We start from the raw sequence: 15805 nt of genomic DNA on the forward strand, positions 1-15805 counted from the left end.
TAAAGCAAGCATAAGGTAAATACTTACTATTGTAAAATTCTTATAGAAACATATGGAAAAATCAGCATGTCCGAATTGCAACAAAAAAATAGGCGGAATACTTTTCAGCAATAGCCTGCTCACCATTGCCGCAAATAATTTTATTAACATATTCACTGAAAATCCAGGTTCCGGATATTGCACAGATTGCGGCACCAACCTTTTTAATGCTTGCGTGACGAAGCTTGCATCTCAAAAAGCTGATGTGCTGAATGCTGCGATTAGGATAGTAGACGTGATTCCAATTGTGACTGCACAAAGTCCGCTCAAATGGGATTATTCCGTTATTGAAATGGTAAGTTCTCAATCAGTTACGGGCACAGGACTTTTATCAGAAATATCATCATCCTGGACTGATATGTTAGGTGGCCAGTCTGATGCATTATCGAATAAATTGGGAAATGGGGAAACAATTTGCAGAAAGCAACTTAGAATTAAAGCAGCGATGTTAGGCGGAAATTGCATATTAGCTACCGATATTGATTATGCCGAAGTTGGCGGAGTAAAGGGAATGCTCATGGTGTGCATGTCAGGCACGGCAGCAAATCTCCATAATATTGAAGATGTACTAGAGTTAGACAAGGAAAAGCTTTCAATACTGCAAGCCTCAATAGCAGAATTGAAAAGATTGAATACAATCGCGATACCTCAAATGGTGTAGGTAATTATCCCAAAAACCCGGATCACTTCCTCAAATTCGAGCAACAGTTTAAATTCTTTAATATTTAATTCATCTTGAGCCTTTCAACTGCTTCCGTGGTTATCCCAAAATCTTTAGGTTAAAATTTATTTACGTTATTTTTGATGAACGCCTGAATGGAACTACCTAATTTATTAGCGTAGAAAATCCTAAATTGCAATTAAACCTAACCAATATGAAGCAAAATTTCTTTTCCTCAAGTACTTTATATGCCTTGTGCATAATAGCTCCACTTTTTTTCGGTATGGGTGCAACTGCACAAAGAAAGCTGAATGTAGTTGTTGCGGGTTTAAATCATGATCACGTTTATTTGATTATGAACAGCTATGAAAAAGGTGAGGTAAACATTATTGGCATCTCCGAAACCAATACCGACTTAATTAAACGGTTTAAACAGCGGTACAAGCTACCGGATTCGCTGTTCAATGAGGATTTAGCATCGTTGCTGAAGAAACGAAAACCAGATGTGGTACTGGCCTATAACGCAATAAATGAACATCTGGCAGTTGTTGAAGCAGCGGCACCTTTAGGGATATCAGTGATGGTGGAGAAACCACTGGCAACCACCGTTGAACAGGCGGAGCGCATGGCATTACTGGCGAGACAATATAAGATTCATTTACTGACAAACTATGAGACCACCTGGTATCCAACTAATCAGCAAGCTTATGTGAAGATCAAAACTAATAATGAAATCGGGAAGATCAGGAAAATGGTGGTTCATGACGGGCATCAGGGACCAAAAGAAATAAATGTGAGTAAGGAGTTTTTAAGCTGGCTAACCGACCCCGTGAAAAATGGCGGAGGCGCAATTGTAGATTTTGGGTGTTACGGCGCAAACCTGATGACATGGCTGATGGATGGACAGGCGCCGATAGCCGTCACTGCCATTACACGCCAACTTAAAAAAGACGTATATCCAAATGTGGATGATGATGCGACTATTCTTTTAGAATATCCCGGCGCAACAGGTATTATTGAAGCGTCGTGGAACTGGCCATTTTCGATCAAGGACATGGAAGTTTTTGGGCAAACTGGCTATATACAGGCGGTGAATCCGACTACACTTAGAATAAAAGAGAAAGAAAGTGCCCCCTATACGGAAGTCGCTGCAGCCTCACTTCCAGCTAACTTAAGTGATCACCTGAATTATCTATCCTCCGTATTGTTACGCAATGAAATTAAACCCGAACATGATTTATCAAGTTTAGACAACAACCTCATTGTGGTTAAAATATTGGAAGCTGCAAAAGCCTCAGCGAAGACTGGTCGCAGGGTTTTGATGAAATAAATATGTAAATTTGCTGCGCTATCCCCTATCGAACATACCGAAGAAATAGTGATCAACTAATTATTTATTTTGCTTTCTAAAATTTATCTCCATCAACTATTATCATAAATTGGAACATCATATCATTTATATCAGTGCAGCAGATCATCTCATGACTATTGAAGAACTCTCAACCATCTTAGAGGAATCAAGACAATGGAATCAAGAGCACGGGATTACCGGAATGTTATTATATGTAGAAGGAATCTTTGCAAGCTTGGGGAAACGCAATGTTGAATCTGCTATTGCAGGCCGTTTTATGCAAATTCTGGAAGGATCAAGGGAAGAAGTTGAAATCATCTTTAACAAGATCAAGAAAGATCCGCGGCATTGTAATGTAACTCCTATTGAAAATGCTCCCTCTTCAGTCAGGTATTTCGAATCCTGGCAAATGGGCTTTAAGGTCCTTTCAGCGTCTGAGTTGAAAGATAATTCCGATTTTTTCAATCCGGATATTTTATTTGCATCAGGAAGCGATCAGGAGCTTAGTCGCCCACTAAATTTTTTAAGATCTTTTTATCTCAGGGGTCAAAGCCAGCAAACATCCTTTCAATCTTAGCGCGAAACAAACTGATTCATATGCTGTTATAAGGATATGAGTTACGATGTACAGCTTTTTAAAAGAGAAACCAAAATAAGAGAGTTAAAGTCTGATGACGAAGATTTCTTTGAAGACGAATCAAATCTGGAACCTTTTACCGCAGCAGAGAAGCAGGAATTGCATGAGCGACTTTTACGCTATGGATGTGCTGTAGCTGGCAATGCTGATTTACAGGGTAACATTGAGTACGAGAATGAGGACGAAGGAGCCCTTGCTTTTTTAACCGATCGTGGTTTATACTTTTCCACTAATAGTAACCCATTTGAAATTGGCATGACGGCTTCTGAATTTACAGATAATGATGCTTTTGTAAAGTATGATCCTCAGAATGATGGTTGGGAAGAGATAGAATAGGTTTGAATAGATATGAGTGATGCACAGAAATATACCGACGACTTTTTAAGTTCAAAGCGGCAGATAGGAGATTTAGCTGCTGATACCTTCATTCAGGAAATATTCAAAAACCCTGAGCAAAAAATGTCACTGCATCAATGGATGTCTGGTGCAACCCGCAATAATCAGCTTGAAGATTTAGCCAGACTATTCCCTGGAGTATTGTTATTCAGCAATGCTGCACAATTACCTGACTGGGCGGATCGGAGATTAGTAAAAGCAGGATCTGATTTCTTTGTCAGGCATGCAGAAACCATTATGACCTTGCTGGGTTTGTTGTCATTACCTTACTGTTATACAGCGGCGAATGGCGCGATGGTCTTATATTTATCAGAGCGGATCCGTAAGGAAACCGCAAAAAGACTGTATGAAACGGCGGTATTTGTCTGGGAAGTGATGGCACCCGGAGCTTTCGAAAAAGAGGGTAAAGCTTTTACAGAAATTATGAAGGTGAGGTTAATGCATGCTGCAGGTCGCTATTATACATTGCAGAGTGGCAAGTGGGATAACGCATGGGGCCTGCCGATCAACCAGGAAGATATGGCCGGCACCAACCTTTCATTTTCATTACTCGTGATCAGGGGACTGCGGAAAATGGGCTATAATGTGAGTTGGGCAGACCAGCAGGCATTCATGCATCTCTGGAATATAATCGGATTTTTATCCGGACTGGATGAAGAACTTATTCCGAAAGATTCGAAAATGGCGCAGAACCTGGATCGCGCTATCAGCCACAGGCAATTTGCTGTTTCTTCCCACGGAAGGGAATTGACGAAATCGCTTACCGACCACATTATAGAAATAAATAAGAGTAAGGCGTCATCAAATGATATTTTAGGGCTGATGCGGTATTTATTGGGAGCGAAAGTTGGGAATATGCTTTCGATCAATGCACCGGATTTACCTGCTTACAAAATCAGCATTCTCCAGACTATCAATATATTTAAGAGTTTTAAACCGAAAGGCGATACTGATTTCGCATACCATAGGGCTTATGCAAAATTTAAATTGCAGAAACCAGTATCAGCTTAAACTGAAAATTAGGAGACCGGCAGGACTGTGTATTAAAAGAAGGATATCTATAATAAAAAAGCGCATGACCAGGTCTCCCCTGGCATGCGCTCTTCATGATAAATCGCTGCATTAGTTTAATTTGACAAAGGCTTAATCTGCCCCAGGTGAACACTGTCAGATCTGGAACTACGATCTTCTGACTCAAAATATATCCAGTACCTAATTTCATCTCCATAAGTACCCTCGCCAGGTTTAAGAAATAACCCTACATTTTGCTCCTCAATAATGGCTTTAGAGATCACCGCTACACGTTTACAAGCATTGTACTGAACTACACAAATATATCGGCACCAATTCCCGTCTTTAGGCGTCGGCGCAATAAACCTGATCAAAGCCTCTTCTGTTGATTTATATTCAATCGTTGCATTTTGTGGGACTTCCATTTTTCCGCGGCTGAGCATAATTGCATGAAAATCGTAACGCAAACGTCCGCGTACACCTGAAACTACATCCATATTGTCTTTCGATGCACGAAACATACACTGCCGCTCGGTAAGTGTTAAAGTTTTGTTCTGGTAACCGCAAAGAAATGCACCATACATTGCTCTCATCAAACGCGCCTTGTAATTTTTCTTTCTTTTGAAATCCATCAGCGCATCCCCTGTTAAAGTATTTTTTGCTTTCATTTTCCTGAATTTAGATGAATAAAATTTATTAAATAAAGCACCCTGCAATCAGACAGGGTGCTGATAATCACGCTTAACCTGCATGCTTTAAACCTAAAAAGCTATATAGCTCAATTAGTTCCGAGTAATGTTGAAGTGCATAATATAAAGTCTTCAAGGGTTTGATATTCTTGTCAGCCTCAAACAGGTAATAATTGTCATCGCAGAACTGCAATTGTTTATAGTGAACCTGCTTTTTCAGTTTAAGCCCAAAATCAATCTCACCGTACTTGATCAACTGCATAATGATAAAGATGAATTCTTTGTTAATTTCTAAGGCACTACTCAAATTACGCATACTTTCTACACGGCTTTTGGGTAGACCAAAATCACTTCCGAACTCATCATGGATGGCTTTCGCTTCACGCAAGGTATACGCATCCTGCAAAAGCTCCGGAGGGGTAAAATCATGTAAGCTGGCTATTTCGACAATGCAATTTCCCATGTCAACAAAGCAGGGAAGCATTCTTGCCGTAGTTTTGTCGCGAAAGCGCTCCAGCCGCATGCAAATTTCCGGATCCACCGGAACCTGTATTTCAACCGGCTCATAACGAAGATACCTGCACATCACCGCAGCATTATAAGTATGAATCAGGAGTGACTGAAAAGACAGATTAAGTGCGGTAACGGCAATGGCTACAGCGTTATCCTTGTCATATATTCTGTTGGTGATACTTTGTTCGTAGCCTTGCGTTATAACCAGTGAGCCAGCATAGCAGCTTTTTGATACCACACCAGTTAAGGTAGACTTCATGAATATCCAGAAATGAATTTCATCACCTTCATTAAAGATGCTCATGTCAAAGAAAAGCTGATGATCTTTTCTCACGGCACAGGTTTCAATCTGCTGCAGCGAATCTGTAGTATTGTTGTAATAGTACACAAATACCCCATCGTATGCGCTGCTGTTTTTATTGCAGAAAATGAATGGATCAACCCAGGTGAGCTGTGCCAGTCCGGATGGTGCTAAAGTGATTTCTGCAGCATAAGCCATATCTAAGCCATGATCTTTAGTTTGAGTACCTGAAAGCTGATCTGCCATTTTCAGGTTGTTTTTTTTAAGTATAGTATTTTGCATTTCAATTGTAATAAGGTGAATAATTATTTTTTCCTGTTGATTTTAGCCCTGAGCGTTTTCTCCCTGCTATTTAATAAAGGCAGCAGTTCTGTGAACTTGTAATAGCAGGAACCGTTAACATCAGTATAATCGATTATTCCGTCTGCCCGCCATCTTGCTATGGTTCGCTCTGAGTTCTGGAAAAGGAGCATTACATCTGCCGTATCCAGCAGCGGCTTTTTACTTATTTCCATCACCAGGAGATCATATTTATCCAGCTGTTTGGTATAAATCATGACATCCAGAATTTGCTTCATCACATCTAATATTTCTTCATTCATACATCTTAAAATTTGGTTGAACATTAAACAATAAACTCTTAAATTGTACCCTATCTGATTTGAACTTTTTGCAGCCACCTCCAGGCTATAATTAATAAAATGATAAAACCAATGAGCAGCCTGTAATCAGGTTTACTCGTTTTTATTTGTGCTTTCTGCACTGCCGACAACTTTTTCTGCTGATCCAGATCAGTTGTCTTTTTTTCTTGTTTGCGGGATGTCGAATTTTGCATTCCACCCTGCTGCAACATTTGCTGCCTGCTGCCGGTAATCAAAATCCGCTCAGCTTCGCCTTCAAAACCATCAGCTGCAGAAAAGCTGAATCTGCCTTTTGGCCAGAGCTGCACGGTATAGGCCTCCTGCAAACTATCCCGCTCGTAATGCATCGTCAAAAGCGCAGACGTACTGTCCTTTTCAGTTAGCTCATGCAGTTCCGTTTGCTCCTCATCACGATAAGCAGCACTGCTGGATTGACTGCTGTTTCGTTTTAACAGTGAGCAGCCATAAATTCCTATGGCTATGCTCATCACTATCCAGATCTTCTTCATGGTAAGGTTGTTTTAGGCCTTATCCAGTCAGACATCCTGTAAATCGTCCGGATGTGCCGCAGTTTTCGATAAACACCGTCCCCTTCCCTGCTACCGGACACATTTGTATTTCCTTCCACCGAGGTGATCCAGCTGCCATTTACTTCGGTAATCAGTCCAACGTGGGCTATCCGTTTTTTATCTGCGAAATAAATCCCCAGCACATTTCCGGGCAAAGCTGAACGTGCAAGTCTGGATTTAGGAAACAGATCGGGCGACCAGCCAGATTTCGGTTCGGGAAATCCCTCATGGAGAAAAACCCAGCTTACAAAGGCGGCACACCAGGGTTCCGGGCTTTTAAGATTCACAGCGGCCAGAAACTGGATAACCCTTTTACCATCATTGCGACCGGTAGCTTCCCTCACACCAATCTCATTGGTTGCGCGTTTAACCACACCTTCGCGCCTGGTTATAAAATCGCGTTCAGACTGCAAACTGCCGCTCCCAGCAGTAAAGCAAGCGACGCCCAGAAAAAACTTAATTGTTGCCATAATGCTAAAGTGTTAAATTGTGAAACCATCGTTTGAATTTCCGGCAAGCCTAAACTTTGCCAGCTGTATTGCAGCAGCCACCAGCACAGCGCAGTGACCAGTAAAAAACTGATGAGTGCCAGTATAATCAGTATCCATATGCTCTGATCGATGCTGCCAGTTGTACCATCAGCATTTTGCAGCATAGCCGGAAGTCGCCACCAAAGGAGCAGCAGTATACCAAGCAGTATTACCGGCTCTGCGGCTTTGAACAGATAGCTGGCCGCGGGAGAAAAGACCTTTAACCGGTTTAGCCACTTCGTTTTTAATTCTGTAACGATTCCTTTTTGTAAGGTGTTTTGCCTGACAATTTTTAATTCTGTCATGATTGTTTTTGTTTTATAGGGTGATAGAATTGAACAATTAATATATAGACCTGGCGGGCGGTTAACCCGCCAGGTATAAAATTTAGAGAATCAGCTGGATAGTACCCAGGTAGTCCGTCGGAGAACTGTCTTTCCCGTTCGGAGAAAGAAAAAACAGGTAGCCATGAACTGGTGAACCAGCAAAGCTTCTGGCAAGTTCTACGGTAACCGTACCTGCTCCTCTTAAAGCATTAGCGGTGAAAGTCATAAACCTCTTCTGCCCTGTAGAATAAAAAACAAGCATTACCTTGTCCTGATCCATGATCTCTTTATTCTCATCCGAAGCTGTGATTGGTGCCCAGTCAATTTTAACTTCCGCATCAGCAAGTGGAGTAACCACGATACTATTCGCGTTGTAAAGTTGTCCGTTACTGATGGTGATCATACTGTAATCAATCGAAAAATCCGGAGATGTTCCCTTGATTGCATTGAGCAGATTGTAACTTACTGCAGAGTTCATTGGCGACTCTCTCGGATTGGCCGGCTTATAAGCCTTTTTGATGAGGGCTGAAAAATTCCCGAGGAAATCTGTCATCAAACCAAACTTAAGACGCTGATCAACCTGGGACTGCACAGGTGGTTTACTCGATTTTTTTGGTCTGCTCCGCATGACCTCCTGGTCCCGATGACTCGAGCCAATCACTGTTCCTACTAAACCTTTGAATCCTCCAAGGATTCCTTTTAAAATTGTAGCCATTTTGTTTAAAATTTAAATTGTGAATAATTCTGTTAATTGAAGTTGTTGCATACCGGTATTTTTAACTTCTTCAACAAACATACATCACAAAATGGCCAAATTTATACACTCACGACAAAGCAGTGCTGTTTGACATGATATGGCGTGAACTTGTCGTATTATTTGGGTGGAATAAAATGCAGATCGGGCATTTTGATCCAATGGTGTTGCTGGTCATCTTCAAAGTTGCCGGGAGTAATTCTGGCGTAACAGATGGAACCCGCGTGCCACTTAACTCCCTCAAGCAGTGTTGAGGCTCTATAATAGCGAAGGAAAAGGCAGATCACATACAAACAGCCCTTTGGAACCTTGAATACAAAATCAAGATCTGCATTTAGCGGTTTATATTTTTGCAGCATCAACCCTTTTTTCATTGGCGTACTGATCATCAGTCCGTCGACAAGCCTGAAAAGCCCCACGCTAACGGTGAGTTTGCAGCTGGTACTCATTCCCGGAAACTGCAGCATAGTGCGCCTTGAATCATTCTTGAAGCTGACAGTTACTATTTCCCCGTCCCTGATCACTGTTGGTAACCGGTATAATCTTTTCCTGACCTGCGACTTGATCAGGTGTTCTACCATAGTAAGCGAATCAAAAGTATCTTCTTCAAACTCATAAAACGCTGTTTCCTCATTCTTGCAGGCCAGCAGACTGTGGTGAACTTCAACAGTCAACCTGTTGTGCATTTCAGAATCCCTGTAAATACCTGTATCGTATTTAAACATGGTCCGGATGTACCGGGCTAATTTACTTGCTACGCCGAATTCACCTGCAATCTTTTTAGTTTCAACTGATTGCTTCATTGTTCCAGGAACGACCCTCGAAGTGATTATGACACTTTTCCTGGATCTTCTCAAAACTACAGATCCTAAAATTCCGGTTAGGTAACGATTTTTGTCTCTGGCCATCTTTTTATCATTTAGGTTATCAACTCAATTAATTTTCAACTTAAGATCTAAGCAGGGAAAGTCGGAGCTGCTTTGTATCAACGTTTGGATAAGTCCACCCAAAAAGCATAGTAATTCCCAGTGAAATCCACCCATTTTTCAACTAGCAAATTTCGGGTGGACTCGGGGTGGACTTTGGGTGGACTTACCGTGCTGTCATCCAAACGATGATATAAGTCAGGCCCGAGCAAAACCCAACCCCTTACCCCTCCCGGACATGTTTCCATCTGACCATTGATCTTAATATTTTTTCAAATTGTTGTAATTTAGGATACGCATTTTTTTGACCGATGAAATAGGAAAGATCAATCCATATACCCAAAACCGGATCCCTTTCCTTCAGGTAATACTTGGGATCAAGCAATTTTATTCTGACATTTCCTGACTTGTCCGGACTCGTAAATACCTTTCGCATAAAGCGGCCTATACGTGGTTTTAAATAAAACACAGGTTCATTTTCTAATTGGTCGTTTACTTGAATCCAAAAATCATCATTGTAAAATATTTGACGAACCATATCCATAAGGACGCTTAGTGCATCATTATTTCCCTGGTAAAAGGTCTCGAACAATTTGTGAGACAACAGTTCATGCGTAGCATAAGCAGATGATAAATCTAGCGGATAACCAAGGTATTCAGCCGTTTGGCTTATCTTTTCAACCTGATCTTTCGGTGCGGCAACCAGAGTAATATTTCTTGCATCCTCCTGCATTCTTGTGAGTTTCCACAAATAAATCACAGGATCCAGATTAGATTTGAAAACTTCCAGGATGGGATTTGGTTTTGCTGCCAGTCGCGGGAGATAGCCACCGCATTCTATTATTTTGAATTGATGGATTTTTGAAAGTTTATGGAGTGCCTTAATCCTGTGATCTGCAGTAGCGTAAGGGAAGGGGAAACCAGAAGTAGAATGGATAAAAACTGCCTTTACTTTACGTTGGTTGCAACGGATTGCTATTTTATCAATACAAATGCCCTCCTCATCAACTTTTAAAACCATTTGTTTTATTTTTAGCATTTCCAATATGTTTTGGACCATGATAAAATTTTCAGGCACAAGGAAAGTGGATATGCCGTCATTCAGCGTTGTACAGATGCAGGTATACAGTGACCGTGTACTATTCAGATAATAGATATTATCAGTTTCGTAATTCGTGCCTTGTAAATTATTAACCACCGAACGGCATTTCTCAACCAGTTGTGGATAGACAGCGGTTTTATCCGCCAGAGGATTATCTTTATAAAATTGTGCCTGTTTGGCGTGAAACAATTTATCTTTTTCATGAGTGTATCCTATTAATGGATTCACAGGCCCCTGCGCATTAATAATAATTTCGGCGTCTGACTTATTTTTATTTCCTTTATACACATAAGTAACTATTGCTACCCGACCATTTTGCAGGGTAATATATTTGTCCTTACTCAGTAATTGCAATACCTTACTGATTGTACTTCTCGAAATATTCATATGCTTATGCATTGCATTAACGGAGGGAAATTTGTACCCGTACTTAACTTCTCCCGAAACAATACGGCTGACAATTTCGCGGGTCAAAGACTTGACGATATTTTTCTTGTCCCCCACGTATTCATTAAATAGTAATTTATCCATATACATCAACAATTAAACCTCATTGAATAAGTATCTTTATTAGACAATACCAATTTAATGAGGAAATTAATAAAAAATTGATGTCACTTAAATATCTTGCAAACCTTTATACCCATAAGGATGCTAATTAACGTATAGTTGACGGAAGTTTAATAGTGAGGACATCCTGAGAATTTAATTGTAAATCATTAATTATCAGAATAGTATAAAATAAACCTGTTGTGATCATATTAATTTGAGGATTTATAGCATAGCAGGTAAAATATTTTGTTAGAAACAAAAAATATGCATTTTAGACTATGGTTTTTGTATAAAATCACAAAATAATTTGCAGTTCTTTCATTATAATACATTAAGTGAAAGGCGTTAAAACAACAGATTTTTAGATGGTAAATAATATTATTTTAAAATTTTTTCTGCGAATGTGATACATAGCGCATATATAGAATCATTGTTGCAGAACAGAGAATCATTATATCACTTATGAAGAATAATATTAATAGACGCCGGCAAATATGCGTTGCCATAATTTTAAATCCCGTGCAATGATATCTAACTAATTATCAAAACACCCGATCCTATAAAAATGATAAAGTAAAAACATAAATGCCAACTCGGTGCAACGTGTTCAATCTATTAAACGTTACACGACCAGTACTAAATTGCGATTGTTAAATGATAAAATACAGCCGTAACTCGCTAATATAATACCTCTAATAATCAGGTGCTTATATAAGTTTGTTTTAAAGATTATTAAAAGGCAGACTGTGGATCCACCACAGATATTTTAAGGCAACCAGGGGTGTTACAGCAATGTATCTGATCTGCGCCATTTACTGGTCTTGTAGAAATCATTGAAGTTAAAAACCTTATCAAATGAATATATCAACAATTGTAGCATCCGCGTGTTTCATGATAGCAATGACACCAGGAAAAAATCTTCAGCTTTTGACTGAGAAGAATGATCTGCAGAATAAAAGCAAAGTATTAAATGAGTTCAATTTCAGTGCAAGAACAATAACTGATTGTTCAAAGTCTGAATGTATAGAAGCTTCATTAAAAACAGTCCGTAATATGAACTCATACTTATTGGTCTATAAAAGTGAAAAGTCGTGGATCGTGGAAAATAATGCTAAGAAACGTGATGCTGTAATTTCCAATTATACCGCTAAACAAATATCAATAGCCACCGGGAATGTTGTGATAAATAACGAAGCCATAAAGGAAGATTACCTAGTGATATTATCCAGATAATGAAAAATTAAATTGATTCATAACAGTTGCTCAATCAGTGCCATGAATAACTCTTCCTGGCGCTGATTACAATGTTTTGCACGTGCCTTTTCTCCCTTCCTGTCCCTGAATACACAATCAAATTTAATCATATATAATATTACTAATATTTTTAGTATTATTGCATTACATAAAATGATTTACCTATGATTGAGAAAGATCAATTCTACAAAGACCGGCTTAAACTTGCACAGCAAGCCTTCGATAGCGGATGTATGCTATTTTCTGCTGATACTAAGAAATGGTATACGCCACGTGAGTTTGTAAATTCTGGGGAACAGCTCATACCCAGCGGGGCCGGGCTGGACACTTACCGCAACGTCACCAGATTTTATCCCAAATATGCTATAGAAAAAATGTTACAGGAAAAAGAGGAAGCAGACCGGGTTTTCAGGGAGTTTATGTTAAAGCTGGTGGATGCATTTGATATTAAATCCAAACCAAGAAAGAAATAAACCTTTCATTACCCTTGCTTATTGCATACGATTATCCCTGTCGAAAATGTTCGGGACAATAAAAACCTCTGATAAGACGGGGGGCTGTTTACAATTTAAGAGAGCTTATTATCGCTTTACAGCTCAATGATTGAATAATAATTGGCCGTAGCTGATACAATGTCTTCAACAATGTCTCTCTCTCATGTTCATCAACATCTTTGAAATCTTTGGCTTCCTGTATGTAGCCGTCTAAAGTCTCTATTAAATGTTCTGATTGATACTGAAATTCCGCAACAGTTTCTACCAGGTCAGCAAATGTGTTTCTCATACGCAAGGCTTTTTCACCGATATTCGGGTCAATGATCAAAATTAATATTTTATCTTAAATAACATACGATAAATACCATCATTTAGTTCGTTATTTTTATCCGTTTTATACCAGAATAGACTGGAGCATTATAATTTAGCATACCAGAAAAAATTTAATGTCAATGCTTTGCTAATAACAATGATTATTTACATCTGCCGAATTTCGGAAGCCCTCCATCCAATTCGCTGCTACGAGGTGAAATAATGGATCATCAGTTTTCCTGGTTAAGATATTGAGCCCTTCAGCTACATCTTTTAATTTCCAGCCGGAACTATTTAACGTTAACCATGCACTCTTTAAATCATCATTATCAAGATAATCCCTGAAAAGCTCATCTTGTGGAATTTCCTTCTTAAACCATCTTGGCAACTGGTCTATGTTATTCATATACCAGCTTTCATCGATTTCGAATGTACAGCAATTGGAAATCTGCCGGGCATTAAATAGTTTTATTGAAGCCGGATAATCACCATTATAGGAAGCTAAACTTTGAACATAAGTTAGGGGCGTATCATTGGTTAAATGGACCAGCTTATCGTAGTCATCAGTTATATCTCCGTATTGATCAGCAAAGTCATCAACCTGCTTAAATTCTTTGAATGCTATATCTTCACAGAATTTTAATATCCTGTCATTCAGTCCGTCAGCTACTATATCCATATCTAAAACCATCTGAGCAAAAAACTGATTAGCATTCCTGGCATACTCTAACATGTATCCCCTCTCCAATGAGTATTCAACAAAGGTCTTTTCTCTTTCAAAAAAGAAGTGATGGAGTAATCCATAATAAGAAGCGCCATAACCTAGAAATACTGGTACCATTGCCGGCGGATGAGGATACCAATATCCATCAGGTTGATTAAACCGATCCAGATAGGGAATATCAATCTGCCCGTTAACCAGCGCCAAGAGCTGATCATTTAAATTGAGACGCTGAAATATTTCCTCCAAATGCTGCATCATAAAATATTTAACATGAATATCTGAAAAACATGCTGCTTTCTATCAGATTTCCCAATATAAATATTCTCTATCAATCTATTAGAATCTTCCCTACTCTGCAATTGAATTGCAGTCAATTTAATTTTTGCTGCTTTGTTGTGTATCTATTGATTCTTTTCATCGTACTCCTCTTCTAATAAGCTATCTGCTATTTTGGTTATTCAATATATCAAAGCAGCATTTGATCAAAACGCCTCTAAATTTCTATTTTATATTTTTATTTTAATTTGAAATATATTTTTTGTTTACAATAAAGCTAACTAAATTAGCATATGGAAAAATCAAAAAAGAAATAAAGCATACGCAATGCTGATGTATAATTAAGAATTGCTTACAAGCCTCGCGTTCAAATCTGATAAATTTAACGTAGCGAGCGTAAGTAGAGCATCCTAAACCCTATATTTGTTATAGGGCTGGTGCTCACTTATGTCATTGTTACGGCCCTTTCGAAAGAGAGGGTGGCTTTATCAGAGCCTGAACACAATAGACTGAGTGAGTTACCAGCCCTATACCATTTAGGGCGGTAACCCTCATAGAGGCTTATTTAAATTGAAAAATTAAATAAGATCAATATGAAAACAAAAACCAATCACCATGTAGTTCAAATCCCTTTAGAATTCCTGATCGCCTGTAAGATCTACAAACTGGAACCGCGGGAAGTCCTGCAGATCTTTATCGACCATGCTACAGTTTATGATTCTATTGCTGATGGTTACAGCGAGGGATTCTCCGAGGCCTCAAAGACAATTAGTGTATTTGTATCTTCCTTAAGAAGAACTGCAAATGGAGCTCATGCTTACAAACATTGCCTGGAAAGCACTGCCTTAAATTTCAAAGGCATTTATGACCTGGCCAACCGTGAAACAGGATATACAAAAGCTAAAAGAAAAAAATCGCTCTCCTACATCAATGACTTGTATGCTACTATGGAACGTGTATACACTACCTCCGATACTTTTTACCTGGATGAAAACACTACGCTGCAATTCACTAAGGATTTCACCGTCATGTGCGAACTGCACAATTGTTATCCTGCAGAATTTCTGGAGCATTTCATGAGCAGGATCTCTCTTGCAGAAATGGAAGCCAAAACCGGACTTAAAGTGCCAAATGATAATTTCACTATGCACTTCTTCATGAAAATTGTACTCGGTTTCGGACTGGCAGATGATGAAACCCCGGATTTGACGGAGGACGAAGTTGTCTTTTTAATGGCAACAGAAAAAATGAGGCTGCACATCTACACCATACGAAGTGTGAAGGAAAGGACAGCAATATTTAAAAGATTCTACCAAAAACGTTATGAGGAACTGATGAATCAAAACTAATTGATGACTATGGAAACTACTATTAAAATAGATGTGCCAGAGGATCTGTTGAGCCTCTGCACAATTTACAATATCAGGCCGCAAAAAGTAATGGAGTGTTTTGCGAAAAATGTTTCATTTCCAACCTATTATACCGATGTGAAAGGTAAAAACAAATGGGCTACTTTGTTCTTTCTGCAACTCATAGATGCCAAGGAAGACGAAACCGAAACGGACATAGAACTGGAAGAACACTACCTGCAGTGTTTTAATGATACGTTGGCGATACAAATGAAAGAGCATAATGATGATGGCGTAAAAGCAAGAGAAGCAGGCAGGAATGTGATCAGGCAATGGCAGAAGGCTGTGATAGCGGAACGGGCGAAATATATTCTTGATGGGTTAGGATGAAAAGGAAA

The 15805-nt window shown here is 39.2% G+C and carries 20 protein-coding genes; 9 read left to right on the top strand and 11 right to left on the bottom strand.

Going from position 1 to position 15805, the window contains the following annotated elements; translation table 11 throughout:
• The first annotated feature begins 52 nt into the window (after positions 1-52).
• The 5 genes from OQX62_RS09550 (at position 53) to OQX62_RS09570 (ending at position 4095) form a co-directional block, all read left to right on the top strand.
• Positions 53-700 (top strand): YbjQ family protein, encoded by a 648-nt coding sequence (locus tag OQX62_RS09550; RefSeq protein WP_265831258.1) that lies wholly within the window; start codon positions 53-55, stop codon positions 698-700.
• A gap of 214 nt (positions 701-914) precedes the next feature.
• Positions 915-2030 carry a Gfo/Idh/MocA family protein gene (locus OQX62_RS09555; RefSeq protein ID WP_265831259.1) on the top strand — a complete coding sequence of 372 codons (1116 nt, stop codon included), beginning with the start codon at positions 915-917 and terminating at the stop codon, positions 2028-2030.
• A 109-nt stretch (positions 2031-2139) separates the two neighbouring features.
• The gene (locus tag OQX62_RS09560) at positions 2140-2628 is read left to right on the top strand and encodes a BLUF domain-containing protein (RefSeq protein ID WP_265831260.1); all 489 of its coding nucleotides are present in this window, start codon (positions 2140-2142) and stop codon (positions 2626-2628) included.
• A gap of 36 nt (positions 2629-2664) precedes the next feature.
• Positions 2665-3024, top strand: coding sequence for a hypothetical protein (locus OQX62_RS09565; protein ID WP_265831261.1), 360 nt, complete (start codon positions 2665-2667; stop codon positions 3022-3024).
• A gap of 12 nt (positions 3025-3036) precedes the next feature.
• Positions 3037-4095 (top strand): oxygenase MpaB family protein, encoded by a 1059-nt coding sequence (locus OQX62_RS09570; RefSeq protein WP_265831262.1) that lies wholly within the window; start codon positions 3037-3039, stop codon positions 4093-4095.
• Between the two features lie 116 nt (positions 4096-4211).
• On the opposite strand, the gene OQX62_RS09575 is transcribed toward OQX62_RS09570, so the two are convergent.
• The 9 genes from OQX62_RS09575 to OQX62_RS09615 form a co-directional block, all read right to left on the bottom strand.
• The gene (locus OQX62_RS09575; protein ID WP_265831263.1) at positions 4212-4763 is read right to left on the bottom strand and encodes a hypothetical protein; all 552 of its coding nucleotides are present in this window, start codon (positions 4761-4763) and stop codon (positions 4212-4214) included.
• 73 nt (positions 4764-4836) lie between these two features.
• Entirely contained in the window at positions 4837-5880 is a 1044-nt protein-coding gene (locus OQX62_RS09580; RefSeq protein WP_265831264.1) for a hypothetical protein, read from the bottom strand.
• 23 nt (positions 5881-5903) lie between these two features.
• On the bottom strand, positions 5904-6200 hold the full coding sequence (locus OQX62_RS09585) for a hypothetical protein (protein ID WP_265831265.1): 297 nt from the start codon (positions 6198-6200) through the stop codon (positions 5904-5906).
• A gap of 50 nt (positions 6201-6250) precedes the next feature.
• Positions 6251-6748, bottom strand: coding sequence for a hypothetical protein (locus OQX62_RS09590; RefSeq protein ID WP_265831266.1), 498 nt, complete (start codon positions 6746-6748; stop codon positions 6251-6253).
• Positions 6745-7278, bottom strand: coding sequence for a peptidoglycan-binding protein (locus OQX62_RS09595; RefSeq protein WP_265831267.1), 534 nt, complete (start codon positions 7276-7278; stop codon positions 6745-6747). The genes OQX62_RS09590 and OQX62_RS09595 overlap by 4 nt, the downstream gene beginning before the upstream one ends.
• Entirely contained in the window at positions 7197-7643 is a 447-nt protein-coding gene (locus tag OQX62_RS09600) for a hypothetical protein (protein WP_265831268.1), read from the bottom strand. The genes OQX62_RS09595 and OQX62_RS09600 overlap by 82 nt, the downstream gene beginning before the upstream one ends.
• Positions 7644-7725: 82 nt before the next feature.
• A complete protein-coding gene (locus OQX62_RS09605; protein WP_265831269.1) occupies positions 7726-8379 on the bottom strand; it encodes a DUF6266 family protein in 654 nt (217 codons plus the stop codon).
• Between the two features lie 158 nt (positions 8380-8537).
• A complete protein-coding gene (locus OQX62_RS09610; RefSeq protein WP_265831270.1) occupies positions 8538-9326 on the bottom strand; it encodes a hypothetical protein in 789 nt (262 codons plus the stop codon).
• A gap of 241 nt (positions 9327-9567) precedes the next feature.
• The gene (locus OQX62_RS09615) at positions 9568-10977 is read right to left on the bottom strand and encodes a GntR family transcriptional regulator (RefSeq protein WP_265831271.1); all 1410 of its coding nucleotides are present in this window, start codon (positions 10975-10977) and stop codon (positions 9568-9570) included.
• A gap of 876 nt (positions 10978-11853) precedes the next feature.
• Here OQX62_RS09615 and OQX62_RS09620 point away from each other — a divergent pair.
• Positions 11854-12231 carry a hypothetical protein gene (locus OQX62_RS09620; RefSeq protein ID WP_265831273.1) on the top strand — a complete coding sequence of 126 codons (378 nt, stop codon included), beginning with the start codon at positions 11854-11856 and terminating at the stop codon, positions 12229-12231.
• A 185-nt stretch (positions 12232-12416) separates the two neighbouring features.
• Positions 12417-12725 carry a hypothetical protein gene (locus tag OQX62_RS09625; RefSeq protein WP_265831274.1) on the top strand — a complete coding sequence of 103 codons (309 nt, stop codon included), beginning with the start codon at positions 12417-12419 and terminating at the stop codon, positions 12723-12725.
• Positions 12726-12813: 88 nt separating this feature from the next.
• Here OQX62_RS09625 and OQX62_RS09630 read toward each other — a convergent pair whose 3' ends face one another.
• Both OQX62_RS09630 and OQX62_RS09635 read right to left on the bottom strand, forming a co-directional pair.
• Entirely contained in the window at positions 12814-13035 is a 222-nt protein-coding gene (locus tag OQX62_RS09630; RefSeq protein WP_265831275.1) for a hypothetical protein, read from the bottom strand.
• Between the two features lie 171 nt (positions 13036-13206).
• A complete protein-coding gene (locus tag OQX62_RS09635; protein WP_265831276.1) occupies positions 13207-14040 on the bottom strand; it encodes a hypothetical protein in 834 nt (277 codons plus the stop codon).
• Positions 14041-14651: 611 nt separating this feature from the next.
• Here OQX62_RS09635 and OQX62_RS09640 point away from each other — a divergent pair.
• Positions 14652-15407 (top strand): hypothetical protein, encoded by a 756-nt coding sequence (locus OQX62_RS09640; RefSeq protein WP_265831277.1) that lies wholly within the window; start codon positions 14652-14654, stop codon positions 15405-15407.
• 9 nt (positions 15408-15416) lie between these two features.
• A complete protein-coding gene (locus OQX62_RS09645) occupies positions 15417-15797 on the top strand; it encodes a hypothetical protein (protein ID WP_265831279.1) in 381 nt (126 codons plus the stop codon).
• Positions 15798-15805 lie beyond the last annotated feature (8 nt).

Source organism: Pedobacter sp. MR2016-24, assembly GCF_026239655.1.
Lineage (GTDB): Bacteria > Bacteroidota > Bacteroidia > Sphingobacteriales > Sphingobacteriaceae > Pedobacter.

Coding starts and splice junctions, on each gene's coding strand:
- OQX62_RS09550 (WP_265831258.1), top strand. CDS start 53: ATGGAAAAATCAGCATGTCCGAATTGCAACAAAAAAATAGGCGGAATA.
- OQX62_RS09555 (WP_265831259.1), top strand. CDS start 915: ATGAAGCAAAATTTCTTTTCCTCAAGTACTTTATATGCCTTGTGCATA.
- OQX62_RS09565 (WP_265831261.1), top strand. CDS start 2,665: ATGAGTTACGATGTACAGCTTTTTAAAAGAGAAACCAAAATAAGAGAG.
- OQX62_RS09570 (WP_265831262.1), top strand. CDS start 3,037: ATGAGTGATGCACAGAAATATACCGACGACTTTTTAAGTTCAAAGCGG.
- OQX62_RS09575 (WP_265831263.1), bottom strand. CDS start 4,763: ATGAAAGCAAAAAATACTTTAACAGGGGATGCGCTGATGGATTTCAAA.
- OQX62_RS09580 (WP_265831264.1), bottom strand. CDS start 5,880: ATGCAAAATACTATACTTAAAAAAAACAACCTGAAAATGGCAGATCAG.
- OQX62_RS09585 (WP_265831265.1), bottom strand. CDS start 6,200: ATGAATGAAGAAATATTAGATGTGATGAAGCAAATTCTGGATGTCATG.
- OQX62_RS09590 (WP_265831266.1), bottom strand. CDS start 6,748: ATGAAGAAGATCTGGATAGTGATGAGCATAGCCATAGGAATTTATGGC.
- OQX62_RS09595 (WP_265831267.1), bottom strand. CDS start 7,278: ATGGCAACAATTAAGTTTTTTCTGGGCGTCGCTTGCTTTACTGCTGGG.
- OQX62_RS09600 (WP_265831268.1), bottom strand. CDS start 7,643: ATGACAGAATTAAAAATTGTCAGGCAAAACACCTTACAAAAAGGAATC.
- OQX62_RS09605 (WP_265831269.1), bottom strand. CDS start 8,379: ATGGCTACAATTTTAAAAGGAATCCTTGGAGGATTCAAAGGTTTAGTA.
- OQX62_RS09610 (WP_265831270.1), bottom strand. CDS start 9,326: ATGGCCAGAGACAAAAATCGTTACCTAACCGGAATTTTAGGATCTGTA.
- OQX62_RS09615 (WP_265831271.1), bottom strand. CDS start 10,977: ATGGATAAATTACTATTTAATGAATACGTGGGGGACAAGAAAAATATC.
- OQX62_RS09620 (WP_265831273.1), top strand. CDS start 11,854: ATGAATATATCAACAATTGTAGCATCCGCGTGTTTCATGATAGCAATG.
- OQX62_RS09625 (WP_265831274.1), top strand. CDS start 12,417: ATGATTGAGAAAGATCAATTCTACAAAGACCGGCTTAAACTTGCACAG.
- OQX62_RS09630 (WP_265831275.1), bottom strand. CDS start 13,035: ATGAGAAACACATTTGCTGACCTGGTAGAAACTGTTGCGGAATTTCAG.
- OQX62_RS09635 (WP_265831276.1), bottom strand. CDS start 14,040: ATGATGCAGCATTTGGAGGAAATATTTCAGCGTCTCAATTTAAATGAT.
- OQX62_RS09640 (WP_265831277.1), top strand. CDS start 14,652: ATGAAAACAAAAACCAATCACCATGTAGTTCAAATCCCTTTAGAATTC.
- OQX62_RS09645 (WP_265831279.1), top strand. CDS start 15,417: ATGGAAACTACTATTAAAATAGATGTGCCAGAGGATCTGTTGAGCCTC.